At 66.4% G+C, this 14,763-nt stretch carries 12 protein-coding genes; 8 read left to right on the top strand and 4 right to left on the bottom strand.

Annotated features, from left to right (window positions below):
* Positions 1–45 precede the first annotated feature (45 nt).
* The 4 genes from V7E00_RS19765 to V7E00_RS19750 form a co-directional block, all read right to left on the bottom strand.
* Positions 46–3,033: a TonB-dependent receptor gene (locus V7E00_RS19765; protein WP_333574317.1), complete on the bottom strand. Its 2,988-nt coding sequence runs from the start codon at positions 3,031–3,033 to the stop codon at positions 46–48.
* Positions 3,034–3,371: 338 nt separating this feature from the next.
* A complete protein-coding gene (locus tag V7E00_RS19760) occupies positions 3,372–4,163 on the bottom strand; it encodes a rhamnogalacturonan acetylesterase (RefSeq protein WP_333574316.1) in 792 nt (263 codons plus the stop codon).
* Positions 4,160–4,924 (bottom strand): SDR family NAD(P)-dependent oxidoreductase, encoded by a 765-nt coding sequence (locus V7E00_RS19755; protein WP_333574315.1) that lies wholly within the window; start codon positions 4,922–4,924, stop codon positions 4,160–4,162. Before V7E00_RS19755 ends, V7E00_RS19760 begins: the two co-directional genes overlap by 4 nt.
* Before the next feature lie 14 nt (positions 4,925–4,938).
* On the bottom strand, positions 4,939–5,775 hold the full coding sequence (locus tag V7E00_RS19750) for an IclR family transcriptional regulator (protein ID WP_333574314.1): 837 nt from the start codon (positions 5,773–5,775) through the stop codon (positions 4,939–4,941).
* Between the two features lie 194 nt (positions 5,776–5,969).
* Between V7E00_RS19750 and rhmD the strand changes: the two genes are divergently transcribed.
* The 8 genes from rhmD to V7E00_RS19710 form a co-directional block, all read left to right on the top strand.
* Entirely contained in the window at positions 5,970–7,160 is a 1,191-nt protein-coding gene (rhmD, locus tag V7E00_RS19745) for an L-rhamnonate dehydratase (RefSeq protein WP_333574313.1), read from the top strand.
* 11 nt (positions 7,161–7,171) lie between these two features.
* Positions 7,172–8,029, top strand: coding sequence for a fumarylacetoacetate hydrolase family protein (locus V7E00_RS19740; protein WP_333574312.1), 858 nt, complete (start codon positions 7,172–7,174; stop codon positions 8,027–8,029).
* A complete protein-coding gene (locus V7E00_RS19735) occupies positions 8,026–8,775 on the top strand; it encodes an SDR family NAD(P)-dependent oxidoreductase (protein WP_333574311.1) in 750 nt (249 codons plus the stop codon). Before V7E00_RS19740 ends, V7E00_RS19735 begins: the two co-directional genes overlap by 4 nt.
* A gap of 40 nt (positions 8,776–8,815) precedes the next feature.
* Complete coding sequence (locus V7E00_RS19730) at positions 8,816–9,721, top strand: amidohydrolase family protein (RefSeq protein WP_333574310.1); 906 nt, start codon at positions 8,816–8,818, stop codon at positions 9,719–9,721.
* Between the two features lie 99 nt (positions 9,722–9,820).
* Positions 9,821–12,100, top strand: coding sequence for a TonB-dependent receptor (locus tag V7E00_RS19725; protein ID WP_333574309.1), 2,280 nt, complete (start codon positions 9,821–9,823; stop codon positions 12,098–12,100).
* Positions 12,097–12,675 carry a hypothetical protein gene (locus V7E00_RS19720; protein ID WP_333574308.1) on the top strand — a complete coding sequence of 193 codons (579 nt, stop codon included), beginning with the start codon at positions 12,097–12,099 and terminating at the stop codon, positions 12,673–12,675. The genes V7E00_RS19725 and V7E00_RS19720 overlap by 4 nt, the downstream gene beginning before the upstream one ends.
* Entirely contained in the window at positions 12,672–14,054 is a 1,383-nt protein-coding gene (locus V7E00_RS19715) for a PepSY-associated TM helix domain-containing protein (protein WP_333574307.1), read from the top strand. The genes V7E00_RS19720 and V7E00_RS19715 overlap by 4 nt, the downstream gene beginning before the upstream one ends.
* Before the next feature lie 510 nt (positions 14,055–14,564).
* On the top strand, positions 14,565–14,763 hold a 199-nt coding region (locus tag V7E00_RS19710), incomplete at its 3' end, for an STAS domain-containing protein (RefSeq protein ID WP_333574306.1).

The following is a 14,763-nucleotide window of genomic DNA, read 5'->3' as shown; positions in this document are numbered from 1 at the left end:
AGACGGGCCGCCGGAGATGAAGCGGCGGCCCGAGGGGAGGTTGGGTCAGAACTGGAAATTGACGCCGAAGTTGAAGGTGCGCCCGATCCGCGTCTGGAACAGCGTGTCGCGGCGAATGCTGTCGATGTAGAGGTTGTTGCGCTCGTCGGTCAGGTTCTGCGCCTCGACGATCAGCTTGATGTGATCGTTGACGTTGAACGAGGCCGACGCGTCGACGAAGGTGTTCGGCGAATTGCCCTGCAGGTCGCTGCCGGGCGAGGCCGGGATCGCCCGGATGTAACGATCGCGGTAGCTCGCCGTCGCGCGGATGCTGAACTTCGAGTCCTCGTAGAAGATCGTGCCGCTCGCCGTGTTCTTCGACAGGCCGACAAGATCCGCAGTGGTGGTGACGGTGGGGACACCGTTCACGCTCGCCAGGATGTAGCGGATCTTCGAGGTGACGTGGGTGTAATTGCCCAGCACGCCGATATTCTTCAGGAAACCCGGCAGGAAGCGCATCTGCACCTGCGCGTTGACCTCGACGCCGTTGAGCTTGCCGCCCGGCGTGTTGAGCGGCTGGCCCACGGTGAAGATTTCGGTGGGCGCGGTGTTGGTGTTGTCGAGCAGCGCTACCGGCAGGCCCAGCTGGTTGAACGGAATATCGCTCGTCACCCGCTGGATGTAGGTTTTGATGTTCTTGTGGAAATACGCGACCGAGAGCAGCGATCCGGGCTGGAAATACCATTCCAGCGCAGCATCGAACGTGTCCGCCCGGATGGGATCGAGATAGGGATTGTTGATGTTGCCGACGCGGGTTGTGGCGGTAACGCCGCTGGTGGGCGCAAGCTGGCCGAGCTCGGGCCGGGACATCACCTTCGCGGCGGCAAGGCGCAGCAGCACGTTGCGCGCCGGCTCGATCACGACATTGGCCGAGGGCAGCCAGTCGTCATAATCCCGCAGCACCTGGCCATATTGACCGCGTAGGTTGGTGGGGGTCTGGCCCGCTGCGGCGATGCTGACGGTGCCGGCGGCCAGCATGTCCGTCTTCACATAGCGTACGCCGACATCGCCGCGCACCTTGAACGGCAGCGCCATGTCGGTGTCGAAAGTCGCCATCGCATAGGCGCTCTTCACCGATTCCCGGATGCGCGAGGCAACCGCGCCGCATTCGGTGCGGCAGAACTTGATGGCATCATAGTTGAACGCCTGCGCCCATTTATCGGGATCGATTGCCGCCCAGCTCTTCGGCGCGCCGCTGCCGAACAGCTGGTCCAGCCCGCTGATCTGGCGGGTCAGGCCGGCCAGCGTGGTGCCCGCCGGCAGCGCCTGCACGATCGTCTGCGACGTGTAGGGCGAGGACGTCCAGGCGCTGAAGTCGCTGCTGCGATACTGTCCGCCGACGCGCAGCTTGAGCGCTTCGCTGACGCTGTAGTCGACGTTCAGTTCGCCGGTGAAATTGTCCGTCTGGTTCTTGGACGGCTTGCCCTGGAAGCTGAAGCCACCGAGCACCGTACCGTCGGAGCGGGCGGGCGCATAGTTGAAGCTGGCCGGGTTCGAAACGTCGAAGCCGAAGCCGATCAGCGGGGTGCTGCGGCCGTTGCGGAAGTCGATCGAGAAATTGGGCGTGTCGATCGCGTCCATGAAGGTCTGGAAGCGCTTTGGATTCCACCAGGCCGACTGGTTCTTGCCGACCAGCATCTCGACCTGCAGCTTGTCGTTGAAGCGGTGGCGCAGATGGGTGTTTACCTGCAGGAAGTCCGACGTCCAGTGATCGACCAGCCCTTCGGAGCGCACGTCGACGCCGTCGAACAGGCCATAAAGCAGCGAGCCGTTCGAGGAGAACTGCGCATCGCGCACCGAGACCATTGGCTGGCCGTTGTTGGTGATCGAGCGCCCGAAGGAGATCCCCGCGATATAGTTGTCGCGGCGCGTCACCTCGAAGCGGGAATAGATCGCATCAACGCCGATATCGGTATCGCCGTCCGGGCGGAACTGGAGCGACAGCGTCCCTCCCATCCGCTCTGTGTTCTGCTCCGAGTTCAGATAGCGGGGCAGCCGCGGCAGGAAGGCGCCGCTGCCCGGCACGTTCGGCAGGTCGGCGCGGCGCAGATTGGCGATGGTGTTGTACGCGGCCAGCGTGCCCGTGCGCGGATTGCCGGTGCTGCACAGCGCGCTGGTTGCGCCCTTGATGCCGATGGCGGGGCTCACCGGGGTATAGCCGACGGGGGTGCAGAAGGGCTGAACGGGCGCCGGGCCGCTGCCGTCGGGATCATAGCCGTTGGTGTTGGCCGAAAGAATGTCGACCGCCGAATAGCCGACCTCGCGGATATGGCGCTTCTGATACGCAAAGCTGGCGAGCACGCCGAAGCGGCCGTCGGCGAACTTCTTGCCGACCAGCAGCGATCCGCGCGGATCGACCTTCTTGCTCAACTCATTGTACACGCCGCGCAGCGTCGCGGTGAGGGTGAAGTCTTTCTTGAGATCGAGCGGCTTGGGCGCGCTGAGGTCCACGGTCGCGCCGAGCGAGCCTTCCTCGACATCGGCAGAGGTGGTCTTGCGCACCGCCAGCGCCGAGAAAATTTCCGTCGGGAAGACGTTGAAGTCGAAGCTGCGGCCCGAATTGCCCGCGCCGTAGATGTCGGACGAACCTGTCTGCGCGCTGCCCTCCATGCCGTTGATGCGGACCCGGGTGAAAGCGGCGCCAAGACCGCGAACCGAAATGTTGCGCCCTTCGCCGCCATCGCCGCGCGACAGCGCCACGCCGGGCACGCGCTGCATCGATTCGGCGAGGTTGCTGTCCGGGAACTTGCCGATGTCCTCCGCAACGATCGAGTCCACCGCGGCGGTTTCGTTGCGCTTGAGGCTCAGCGCGCTGTCGAGCGAGGCGCGGAACCCGCGAACCACGATCTCTTCCTCTTCCGGCGGCGGCGTATTCTGGCCCGGAGCCGTCTGGGCGAGGGCGGGAACGGCGGAAACCATGGCGATCGCCAGGGCGAGACCGGAGGCACCCCGACGAACGGCGGCACCCTGCGAACCCGAATCATAGGACATCATACTCTCCCTGTCCTTGTTGCCGCTGCCGAATGCCGGCGCGGTTGGTCTCAATCTATGTTGAGTCGTCCCATTATGTATTACGCATTTCCACGATGTAGCCAAGAGGGCGTCTGATCAGCCCGGTTTGGTGGCCGGAAAAACAGGTTGATCCGCGTTGAACCTCCCTTGGACCTGCCGCGCTGACGGCGCGTGACAGGTGCGAGGCAGGGATGCTCCTGCCGGGCCGGACGAGGCGTGCGCGTCCCGCTCGCCCAGACAGGGCGGGGGCCGGGCACCGATGTTCATCGCCGCGGCGCACGATCCCGCCAGGCGGTTACCCTGGCGGTGTCGTTCGGCTTTCAGCGGCAGGCGGTGCTGCCAAGCGGGGTGGTGCGGGTGAGGTCGGGGCGCTCCGCCAGCACCTTCTCGGCGATCGGCAGCTTCAGGGTCTTCAGCTCCTGTGCGATCAGGTCGGCCATCGCGCGGGCGCCCAGCTCGCTGAAGTGCGTGTCGTCGTCGACGCCCTTGGGGAAGCCCGGCGCCTTGTCCTCCGCCTTGAGGTGGAGGTAGAGTTTGCGGGCCCCCTCCGGTCCGAGCCGCTGGACCAGCTCGGCCGAGCGCGCTTCGAGATCGAGCAGCGGCGTACTGGTGCTGGAGACGAGCGCGCGCATTACTTCGCTATACGCGGCGAAGTCGGCCTTCACGCGCGTGCCGTCGAAGCTGCGACGGACGGGCGGGGTGACCAGCACCGGGACCAGCCCGTGGCCGCGCGCTTCCCAGATCATCCGCAGCAGATTGTCGCGGTAGAGGGTGGCGGCGGGCGCGTAGCGTTCCGGCTTGGTCGTGCTCGAGTCATTATGGCCGAACTGGATCAGCACCACGTCGCCGGGCTTCGCCTCTGCAAGCAATGTGTCCCAGCGGCCCTCCGCAATGAACGACTTGGTGCTGCGTCCCCCGATCGCGCGGTTGACGACAACGGCATCGGCACCGAGGCCGCACGGCAGCATCTGCCCCCATCCGGTCTGCGGGTAGCGATCGGCGGCATAGGCCTGCGCGGTCGAATCGCTGGCGATGAACAGCCGGGTCTGCGCAGCGGCAGGCGCGGCGAGGGCGGCGAGACACGCCGCCGCGGCGAGCAGTGCCCCCCTCATTGCAGGTTCACGAACGCGCCGCCATCGACCAGCAGCGCCGCGCCGGTGACGTAGGCCGCCATGTCGGAGGCGAGGAAGACGATCGGGCCGGCAAGATCCTCGGGCTGGCCGAGGCGGCCGAGCGGCACCCGGCCCTCCATGTACTTCCGCTTCTCCTCGTCGGCGAGGTCGTCCTTGTTGATTTCGGTGAGGATCGTGCCCGGCAGCACCGAGTTGCAGCGGATACCGTGCCGCCCCAGCGCGATCGCGGCGGACTGCATCAGCGAGTGCAGCCCTGCCTTGGTGGGGGTGTAATGCGTCTGATACTCGCCGCCGACCAGCGCCGAGATCGAGGACACCGCCACGATCGCGCCGCCATGCCCTTGCGCGACCATCTGCCTGGCCGCCGCCTGGCACATGAAATAGCCGCCGAGCAGGTTGACCTGCATCGTCCGCTGGACGGTCTCAACCGGCATGTCCAGAAAGGCGTGGAAGGGGCAGATGCCGGCGTTCGACACCATCACGTCGACCTTGCCGAACGCAGCGACGGCGCGGGCAATGAAATCCTCGGCCGTCGCGGGATCGGCGACATCGCCCTTCACCGCCAGCCCGCGGCGACCCTTCGCCTCGATCGCGGCGACCACGGCCGCGGCATCATCGTCGCGGCTGTGATAGTTGATCGCGACATCGGCGCCGGCCTCTGCCGCGCCGATCGCCGCCGCCCGGCCGATGCCGGTCGACCCGCCGGTGACGAGCACCGTCTTCCCCTCCAACAGCTTCACGACACGCTCTCCTTTTATCGTCGGTTCTTGCGGGCCGGGCGCATGTCCGCGCTCCAGCCGAGATCGGTGCTGATCGCCTGGGCGGTGCCGCGCACCTGCGCGCTCAGGCTCGCCATGCGATCGTCGTCCATATACTGCGCCGCGCTCGACACGCTGATCGCCGCGACGATCCGGCCGGAGACGTCGCGCACCGGCGCCGCCACGCAGCGGATCAGGTCCTCATTCTCCTCCAGGTCGAAGGCGTGGCCGGCCTGCGCATAATCGCGCATCCGTTCGAACCAGAGGCCGTGATCGGTATGCTGCTGGCCGCGGCTCTGGTCGGCGGCGTAGAGCCGCTCCCATTCCCCCTCGGGTGCGTCGATCAGCAGCGCCTTGCCGAGTCCCGTCGAGGTGAGCGGCTGGCGATCGCCGATGCGGCTGGAGATCTCCACGCGGCGGCGGCCGGGGATCTTGTCCAGATACAGCGCCAGGTCGCCGTCCATCCGGCCGAGATGCACCGTATCCTCGCTCTCCGCCGCGAGTGCCTCCATTCGCGGACGGGCTATCTGGACGATATCCGCCTGGCTCTGGGCAAGGAAGCCGAGCTGGATCAGCTTCGGCCCCAGTTGATAGCCGTCGCGCGGCAGATAGCTGAGGAAGCCCCGGTCGATCAGCGCATTGGCGAGCCGGTGGGTGGTCGAGCGGGTGAGCGCCATGCGGGCCGACAATTCGGCGAGCTTCACCGGCCCGTCGATTACCTTGTCGAGCATGTCGAGCCCGCGCAGCAGCGTCTGGCTGCCCTGGATCTTGGCGCCCCCGCCGGCAGGTGCAGCGCCGTCCGCGCTTTCAGCATTTGACGTGGATCGTTCCATCAATTAACATCCTATCCCATAAAGTGAGAAAGTAAAGCATTCAGGAGGATGCCGGGCAGCCGATCGCGGTTGCGACCACCCGAACCTCTTGGGCGTGGGATGTACCACATATTGGCACGCGCCGCGCCCGAATTTCATATTGTCGGAACCCGTCCGTCCATCTGGGATGGACGTCAGAAGGGAAGCGTCGAGCCGTGGTAGCCGGACTTTCGAAGATCAAGCAGGTGCGCGCCTATACCGTTCGCGGAGGCGGCGCCGATTATCACGACCAGGGCGAAGGCCATTGGATCGACGACCACATCGCCACGCCGATGAGCCGCTATCCGGAATATCGCCAGTCGCGGCAGAGCTTCGGCATCAACGTGCTCGGCACGCTGATCGTCGAGATCGAGGCCGAGGACGGCACGATCGGCTTTGCGGTGACGACCGGTGGCGAGCCCGCCTGCTACATCGTCGAGAAGCACCTCGCCCGCTTCCTCGAGGGCCGCAGCCCGACCGAATACGAGAAGATCTGGGACCAGATGTACTTCTCGACGCAGTATTATGGCCGCAAGGGGCTGGTGGTGAACGCCATCTCCGGCGTCGACCTGGCGCTGTGGGACCTGCTGGGCAAGCTGCGGGGCGAGCCGGTCTATCAGATGCTCGGCGGCGCGGTGCGTGACGAACTGCAATTCTACGCGACCGGCGCCCGGCCGGACATCGCCAAGGAGCTGGGCTTCATCGGCGGCAAGCTGCCGCTCCACCACGGCCCCGCCGAGGGCATCGAAGGGCTGAAGAAGAACATCGCCGAGCTGGCTGAGATGCGGTCGCGCGTCGGACCGGACTTCTGGCTGATGTGGGATTGCTGGATGGCGCTCGACGTCGATTATGCGACCCGCCTCGCCATCGCCGCGCACGAGCATGGCCTGAAGTGGATCGAGGAGGCGATCAGCCCCGACGATTATTGGGGCTATGCCGAGCTCAAGCGCAACGTGCCCAAGGGCATGCTGGTCACCACCGGCGAGCATGAAGCGACCCGCTGGGGCTTCCGCATGCTGCTGGAAATGGATTGCTGCGACATCATCCAGCCCGATGTGGGCTGGTGCGGCGGCGTCACCGAACTGCTCAAGATCTCGGCGCTGGCGGACGCTCGCGGCAAGCTGGTCGTGCCGCACGGCTCGTCGGTGTACAGCTACCACTTCGTCATCACGCGCCACAACTCGCCCTTCGCCGAGTTCCTGATGATGCATCCGGGCCCGACCGAGGTCGTGCCGATGTTCCACCCGCAATTGCTGGGCGAGCCCGTGCCGCAGAACGGCAGGCTTCGCGCGAGCGCGCTCGACCAGCCCGGTTTCGGCGTCGAGCTCAATCGCGAGCTCACCATGCACCGCCCCTATACGCACTGAGAGAGACACCCATGAAATTCTGCCGCTTTGGAGAGCGGGGCCAGGAGCGCCCCGGCCTGATCGACGCCGACGGTCGTATCCGCGACCTGTCCGGCCATGTCGCCGAGCTGACGATCGATGCGATCGCCGGACTGGGCGCGATCGACCCCGCCGGACTCCCGCTGGTCGAGGAGGGCGTGCGCCTGGGCGTGCCGCTGAAGGGAATCGGCAAGATCGTTGCGATCGGCCTCAACTATGAGGATCATGCGATCGAATCGAACCTGCCGATCCCGACCGAGCCGGTGATGTTCATGAAGGCGCTTTCGAGCCTGACCGGCCCGAACGACGAGGTGATGCTGCCGCGCGGCTCCACCCATGGCGACTGGGAAGTCGAGCTTGCCGTGGTGATCGGCAAGACCGCGCGCTATGTAGAGAAGGCCGACGCGCTTGCCCATGTCGCCGGCTATGCGGTTGCGAACGACGTGTCGGAGCGCTTCAACCAGAAGCAGCGCGGCAGCCAGTGGAGCAAGGGCAAGGGGCACGACAGCTTTTGCCCGCTCGGCCCCTGGCTGGTGACGGCCGACGAGATCGCCGACCCGCAGGACCTCGACATGTTCCTCGACGTCAACGGGGAGCGGATGCAGACCGGCAACACCCGAACGATGATCTTCAACGTTGCCGAGATCATCGCGTATGTCAGCGAGTACATCACGCTCTATCCGGGCGACGTGCTGATCACCGGCACGCCGCCGGGCGTGGGCGAAGGCAAGAAGCCGGAAGCAATCTTCCTCAAGCCTGGCGACACGATGCGGCTGGGCATCGCCGGGCTTGGCGAGCAGCAGCAGCAGGTCGTCGCCTGGCGTCACCTTGGCGACACGGTGCTCGGATGAGCGCCTTCGCAGGACGTTTCGCCGGGCGTACGGCGGTGATCACCGGCGGCGCCTCCGGTCTGGGACTGGCGGTCGCGCGTCGGTTGGTTGCAGAGGGCGGCAAGGTCGCGCTGTGGGACCTCAACCCCGATCAGCTGACCGTGGCATCGGCGGATCTTGGCGGTGCGCATGTCGAGCAGCTCGACGTATCCGATGCCGAGGCGGTCGCCCGTGCGGCGGAGGCTACGGCGGCGGCGCTGGGCAGGATCGACATCCTCGTCTGCTCGGCAGGCATCACCGGCGCAACCGTGCCGGTTCAGGAGTTCCCGCTGGAGAGCTGGCGCCGGGTCATCGACATCAACCTGAACGGCCTGTTCTATTGCTGCCGGGCCGTGGTCCCGCACATGCTGGCGAACGGCTATGGCCGGATCGTCAACGTCGCCTCGGTCGCGGGCAAGGAAGGCAATCCCAATGCCTCGGCCTATTCGGCCTCCAAGGCGGGGGTGATCGGCTTCACCAAGTCGCTCGGTAAGGAACTGGCAGGCAAGGGCGTGATCGCCAATGCGCTGACGCCGGCGACTTTCGAAAGCCCGATCCTTGCCCAGCTGCCGCCGAGCCAGGTGGAGTATATGCGCTCCAAGATCCCGATGGGCCGGCTTGGCGATGCCGAGGAAAGCGCGGCGATGATCTGCTTCATGGCAAGCGAGGAATGCAGTTTCACCACGGCGTCGACCTTCGACACGTCGGGCGGCCGAACGACCTATTAAATACCGCGCGCGCGTGCGCGCGCGAGGAAGGAGCAAGGATATGGCGCGCGATCTGCCCTTCGTGGATGCGCATGTGCATCTCTGGGACCTCGATCGCATCGCCTATCCGTGGCTGACGCCGCCCTTCTCCGACGATGGCCCCAATGGCAGCGTTGCGCAGATCGCGCGGACCTATCTGCTCGACGACTATCTCGCGGATGCGGCCGGCTGGGACGTGCGGGGCGTCGTGCATGTCGACGCAGGTGCCGCGCCCGAGGCGGCGCTCGCCGAGACCGAATGGCTGCAGGCAATGGCCGACGCGCGGGGATTGCCCAATGCGATCATCGCCTTCGCGGCGCTGGACGATCCGCAGGTCGACGCGCTGCTCGCCGCCCATGCCCGGCATCCTGCGGTCCGCGGCATCCGCCACATCGTCAACTGGCATCCCGACCCGCGGCGCAGCTACACGCCGCGCGACGTGACGCGGGACGAAGCCTGGGCGCGCGGCTTCGGGCTGCTCGGCAAGCACGGCCTCAGCTTCGATCTGCAGGCCTATCCGGGGCAGTTTCCAGGCCTGGCCCGGTTGATCGCGCAGCATCCCGAGACCCAGGTGATCCTCAACCATGCCGGCATGGCGGTGCCGGGCGAGTGGAACGATTGGCGCGCCGGCATGCGGGCGTTAGCCGCGCTGCCGCATGTCGCGGTCAAGATCTCCGGCATGGGTTTTACGCACCGCCCCTGTGCACGCGCCGACATCCAGCCCTATGTGCTGCAGACGATCGACCTGTTCGGCGCGGACCGCGTGATGTTCGCGAGCGACTTCCCGACCGACAAGCTCTTTGGCAGCTTCGCTGCGCATCTCGACGCCTATGATTCCTGCACCGCCGGCTTCAGCGATGCCGAGCGCGCCGCCATGTTCGCGGGCAACGCGAACCGGCTGTACCGACTGGGACTGGACCTGACCTAGCCCGGACATCAGGCGCGGCAACATCCGCGCAACCATGCATATGCGATTGACTCGCATTATCCTCGCTTGCATAGCGGCCGCCTTGTCAAAGGGGGGCGCATGGCCAGGATCAGTCTGTTTCTTTCGAGTGTGGCGTTCGCGGCAATCGCGGTGCCGGTGCAGGCGCAGCAAGCGGGGGCGACTGCCGATAACGGTGCCGACGAAATCATCGTGACTGGCGAGAAATCGGCCCGTACGCTGCAGGATACGCCCACCAGTATTGCCGTCACGACCGCCGAGCGCATCCAGCGGGAAGCGCTGATATCGATTCAGGACGTGTACAACCGGACAGCCAACCTGTCCGAAACCTATGGCGCGACCGGGTTCACCATTCGCGGGATCAGCAACACCGGCGTCGGCGCAGGCGGGCAGGCCGATGCGGCCAGCGTGTATGTCGACGGGGCGCCGATCCCGAAATGGGCGCTCTATGGTGGCCCGACCGACCTCTGGGACGTCCAGCAGGTGGAAGTGCTGCGCGGGCCCCAGTCCACGATCCAGGGGCTCAATGCCCTGGCCGGCGGGGTGGTCATCACGACCAGGGATCCGTCCAACGCCGCATGGGGCGGTGATGCGCGCGTGCTGTGGACGGACCAGAACGACCGCACCTTCTCGGCGGCGCTCGGCGGGCCGATCGTGCAGGACGAACTCGGCATCCGCCTTTCTGCGGAGCGACGCGCCGACCGCGGCATCATCGCCAACCTCACCCGTGGCGGCCATGACGATGCGATGCAGTCGCTCAACCTGCGCGGCAAGCTGAAGTGGACGCCGCACGCGGTTCCGGGGCTGGAGGCGGTCGCCAGCTATAACCGCGTCCGGCGCGAGGGCGGCTACCTGTACGAATATTCCCGGACCGACCGACCCGATTTCTACAACCATCGGGTCGCCACCGGGGACCAGCCGAGCCGCGGCGCCATCGCCAGCGATATCGCGGTGATCGAGCTGCGCTACCCGCTCGCGCGCAGCCTCAAGCTGTCGAGCGTCAGCTCCTGGAACCGGTCCAGGGTGCGCTCCCAGGTCGATACCGACGGTACCGCGCAGGACATCCAGGCGGTCGACAACCGCTACCTCTACCGGACGCTGACGCAGGAGCTGCGGCTCAACTACGAAGGCGAGCGGCTGCGCGGAGTGCTCGGCGCCTGGTATTACCGCCGCAGCGGCCAGCTCGACCAGAACAGCCGCGTCAACATCGAGACGCCCACCGCCACTATTTCCGGCCTGCTGCGCGCCAACGGTGCCACCGCCGCGCAGGCGCAGATGATCTCCACGGCCTATGCGGGCCAGCTGCCGGTGATCCCCGTGATCTACTATGCTGCCCAGCCCGAGCAGGTCGAGACGATGGCGCTGTTCGGCGACGCCCGCTTCAAGCTCACGGACCGGCTCGCGCTGATCGGCGGATTCCGTGTGGATCATGAGCGCAATCGCTATACGGCGCAGACCGTCGCCACCTTCAACGGCACGCTGCCGAACGTGAACGCGCTGGGCGCACCCTATGCTTCCATCGTCGGGCTGATCAACCAGGGGGTGCTGGGGCTGGTGGCCAACGCGTCTTCGCCGCTCGCGTCCAACAGCCGGACCTTCAATGCTTTCCTGCCCAAGATGGGGGTCAGCATGGAATGGACGCCGGACCTGACCACCGCCTTCACGGTGCAGCGCGCCTATCGCTCCGGCGGATCGAGCCAGAATCCGGCGCGCGCGCAGCTGGTCGCCTATGATCCCGAATATAGCTGGAACTATGAAGGCTCGCTGCGCTCGAAATGGCTCGACGGCAAGCTGACGGTGAATGCCAACGTCTTCTACATGAAGTGGCGGCAACAGCAGGTCACGGCCTATTTCGGGCTGAATACCTATGACTACAACACGGTCAACGCGGCCGGCTCGCACCTCTACGGCTTCGAGGTGGAGGCCAATGCGCGGGTGGGCCGGGCCATCGACCTTTATGCCTCTGTCGGCCATGTCCGGACGAAGTTCGACCAGTTCCGGCTGCCGACCGGTGCCACCAGCAAGCTGGACCTAAGCGACACGCAATTCCCCTATGCGCCGCGCTGGACCCTGGCCGGGGGCGCCAATGTGCGCTTCGGGGGCGGCTTCACCGGCAATGTGAACGCCAATTACCGCACCTCGGTGTTCACGGGGGTTGGGCAGGACCAGGCGCAGTTCAAGGTTGCGGCCCGTACCGTGGTGAACGGGCGGCTGGGCTATGATGCCGGCAGCTGGCAGCTGTTCGCCTTCGCGCGCAATCTCCTCAACGAGAAGTACCGGCAATATGATTATGCCCAGGTGCATCTGGCGATCCTGGGTGAGCCGCAGACCTTTGGTGTCGGCGCGGGGCTGCACTGGTGATCGCCGCCGCCAGCTGCCTGCTGATCCTGGCGGGCGCGGCCGCGGCGTGGCTGCTCCGCCGCTCGTGGCGTCGGCGGGAGGGTCCCGCGCCGGCGCTGGTCGGCACGGGATGGGCAGTGCTCTTCGCGGGCGTTCTAATAACGGGGTGGGGCATCGGCCCGGTCAAGGGCGTTGCGCTGTCACTGGCGATGGAGGCGATCGGTGCGCTGCTCGTCGTCTTCCAGGGCAGGGTTCGGCGCAAGGCAGCACGCGCGCGGGCCGGGGAGACGGCACCTGAGCCGCTGGACGAACCCGGTCGGTTGTGGCGCGGCATCCTGCGCACCTTGCTGGCGGGGCCGCTCGGCATGACGGCGGCAATGGCGCTGGCGTTCTGCGTCACCGTATTCCTGCCCGGCGATCCGAGGACCCGCATTGTCGTCGGCGGCATGTTGCTGCCGGTGCTGTGGGGCCTGGCGATGACCTGGACGCTTGCCGATCGACGCCTGCTGCGCGCCACCGCCGTGCTGCTGGGCACGAGCCTGCTGGGCTTCGGCCTGGCCTTTGTCGGCGGATCAATCCTGGGAGGGGCGGCGTGAGCAATACGCGCAAGAAGCAATGGCGTTGGCCGATTTCCGCCGAGACGGTACGAGCGGTGCTCAGCAGCCATTCGCTACTGGGGCTGGCTTTCGCCGCAATCATCTATCTGGTGTGCCTGACCGGCACGATCGCCGTGTTCGCGCCCGACCTGCAACGGCTCGAGCTGCCGCGCACGGCGGTTGCCACGCAGCTTGCTCCCGAGGCGGCGGCGCGAGCGCTTGGCGCGGCGGCGAAGCAGGTTCCGGGCGACGCATCGCTCAATCTCACCCTGCCGAGCCCGGCCCGGCAGGGCGCGAGCCTGGTCGCGTACAGGGGGCGGTTCGAGCGAAACTGGGCAGTGGCCGAGGATGGCAGCCTCTCACCGCTGGAGGCTGTCTGGACCGAGTTTCTCCTCTATCTCCACATCTGCCTGCACCTGCCGCGGAGCTGGGGCGGCTTTCTCGTCGGCCTTACCGGCGTGGCGCTGCTCTCCTCGCTGGTCTCGGGTATCCTCGCCCATCCGCGGGTGGTGCGCGATGCCTTCCACCTCCGCCTCGGCGGTTCGCGGCGCCTGCAGGAAGCGGACCTGCACAACCGGCTCGGCATCTGGGCGCTGCCTTTCCATTTCACCCTCGCGCTGACCGGGGCCCTGCTGGGCCTGAGCACCTTGATCGTGGCGGTGCTGTCCCTGCTTCTGTATCGGGGCGACACTGCCCGGGTCTATGCCCTGTTCCTCGATCCGCCGCCGCCGGTCGACGCGCGCGCGGCGCCGCTGCCCGATATCGCCGCCCTTGTCAGGCGGGCGCAGGCGCAGATGGCGGGCGCGGCCGTCGAAAGCATCGTGGTCGAGCGGCCGGGTCGCGCCGACATGCGTGTCTCCGTGCACGGCCGCCAGCCGCGCCTCCTCGTTGCGCAGGAGGAGGTCCAGTTCGACGCGCGGGGGCGGGCGCTCCATGTCGAGCACGCCGCGGACCTTGCGCTCGGCACCCGCATGCTGGGGGGAATCGGCCAGCTGCATTTCGGCTGGTTCGGCGGTTTCCCCGTGCGGCTGGCGTACGGCCTGCTCGGCCTGGCACTGTGTGTGGTGACCTCGAGCGGCGTGACGATCTGGCTCGCCCGCCGCCGTGACCGCGGGCGCCCGGCGCCGGGCTGGGAGCGGGTCTGGGCAGCGGTCTGCTGGGGGCAGCCGGTGATCCTGGCGGTGACGTCGATCCTCGCCTTCTTCATGCCAACGGTGCCCCTGACGCCGCTATGGCTGCTGTTGACCATTCTCGCGGTCGCGGGTGGCGCGGTGTGGCATCGCGCGTCGAGTGCAGTGCATGCCGGCGCATGGCGATGGACGCTGCTCGCCTCCTGCGGCGTCGCTGCCATTCTGTATGGTGGCCGCCTCCTGCTCTAGGGCCGGTCCAGTCAGCGGGCGCTGCGTCTCACATCGCGGCGTAGCGCCTCAGCCTGTCCCTGATATTCAGCGTCGCCCCCTGCAGCGTAGCCGGAGCTGAGGTCCTCCCTGCGGGGGGCACGGGGCGCTGCCGCACCGGTGCGGCCGCCAGCCGGCCTTCTGCTCTGCGCGACGTCGGCAATACTGCGGTGATGCCTATTCTTCGAAGAGCTGCATAGATCAACCCCGTATCTACGGGAGGGTCAACAATCCCTGCCAGAGTGTGCACCGTTTGCAATACACCCGGGGATATCAATATACAAAACGTTTGCCCAACATCTTTCATTCGTTGGTGAAGGTAAGTTGATGTGCGTTAAGTTGCCATCTTGTATACCAAAGGCGTGAAGTCATCGAAAAACACGTCATCCGAGTAATCAACGGTGTCGGAGCGTCCTACAAATAGCATCAAGGGGATGGATGTTTCAGACCTAGGTATAACTACCTGGTCTGCAGGCAATATTCGAGGTGCGAATGTCGACGACCGTTTGTGCACCCTCGTGTGTGACCGTGAGGGACAGTGTGTCCTTCCAGAATACTTTGCTCGCCAGTCTTGAGACGGGTGATGCGATCGAGCTCGATCTTTCCGCCGTCGAGGAGGCGGATCTCAGTCTGCCGCAGTTGCTGACGGCGTTGCGCGTGTCGGCCGCGGAGGCGGGCCGGGTGGTTCGCC

This window comes from Sphingomonas sp. (genome assembly GCF_036731925.1).
Lineage (GTDB): Bacteria > Pseudomonadota > Alphaproteobacteria > Sphingomonadales > Sphingomonadaceae > Sphingomonas.
This window is presented reverse-complemented; position numbering and strand designations above follow the sequence as displayed.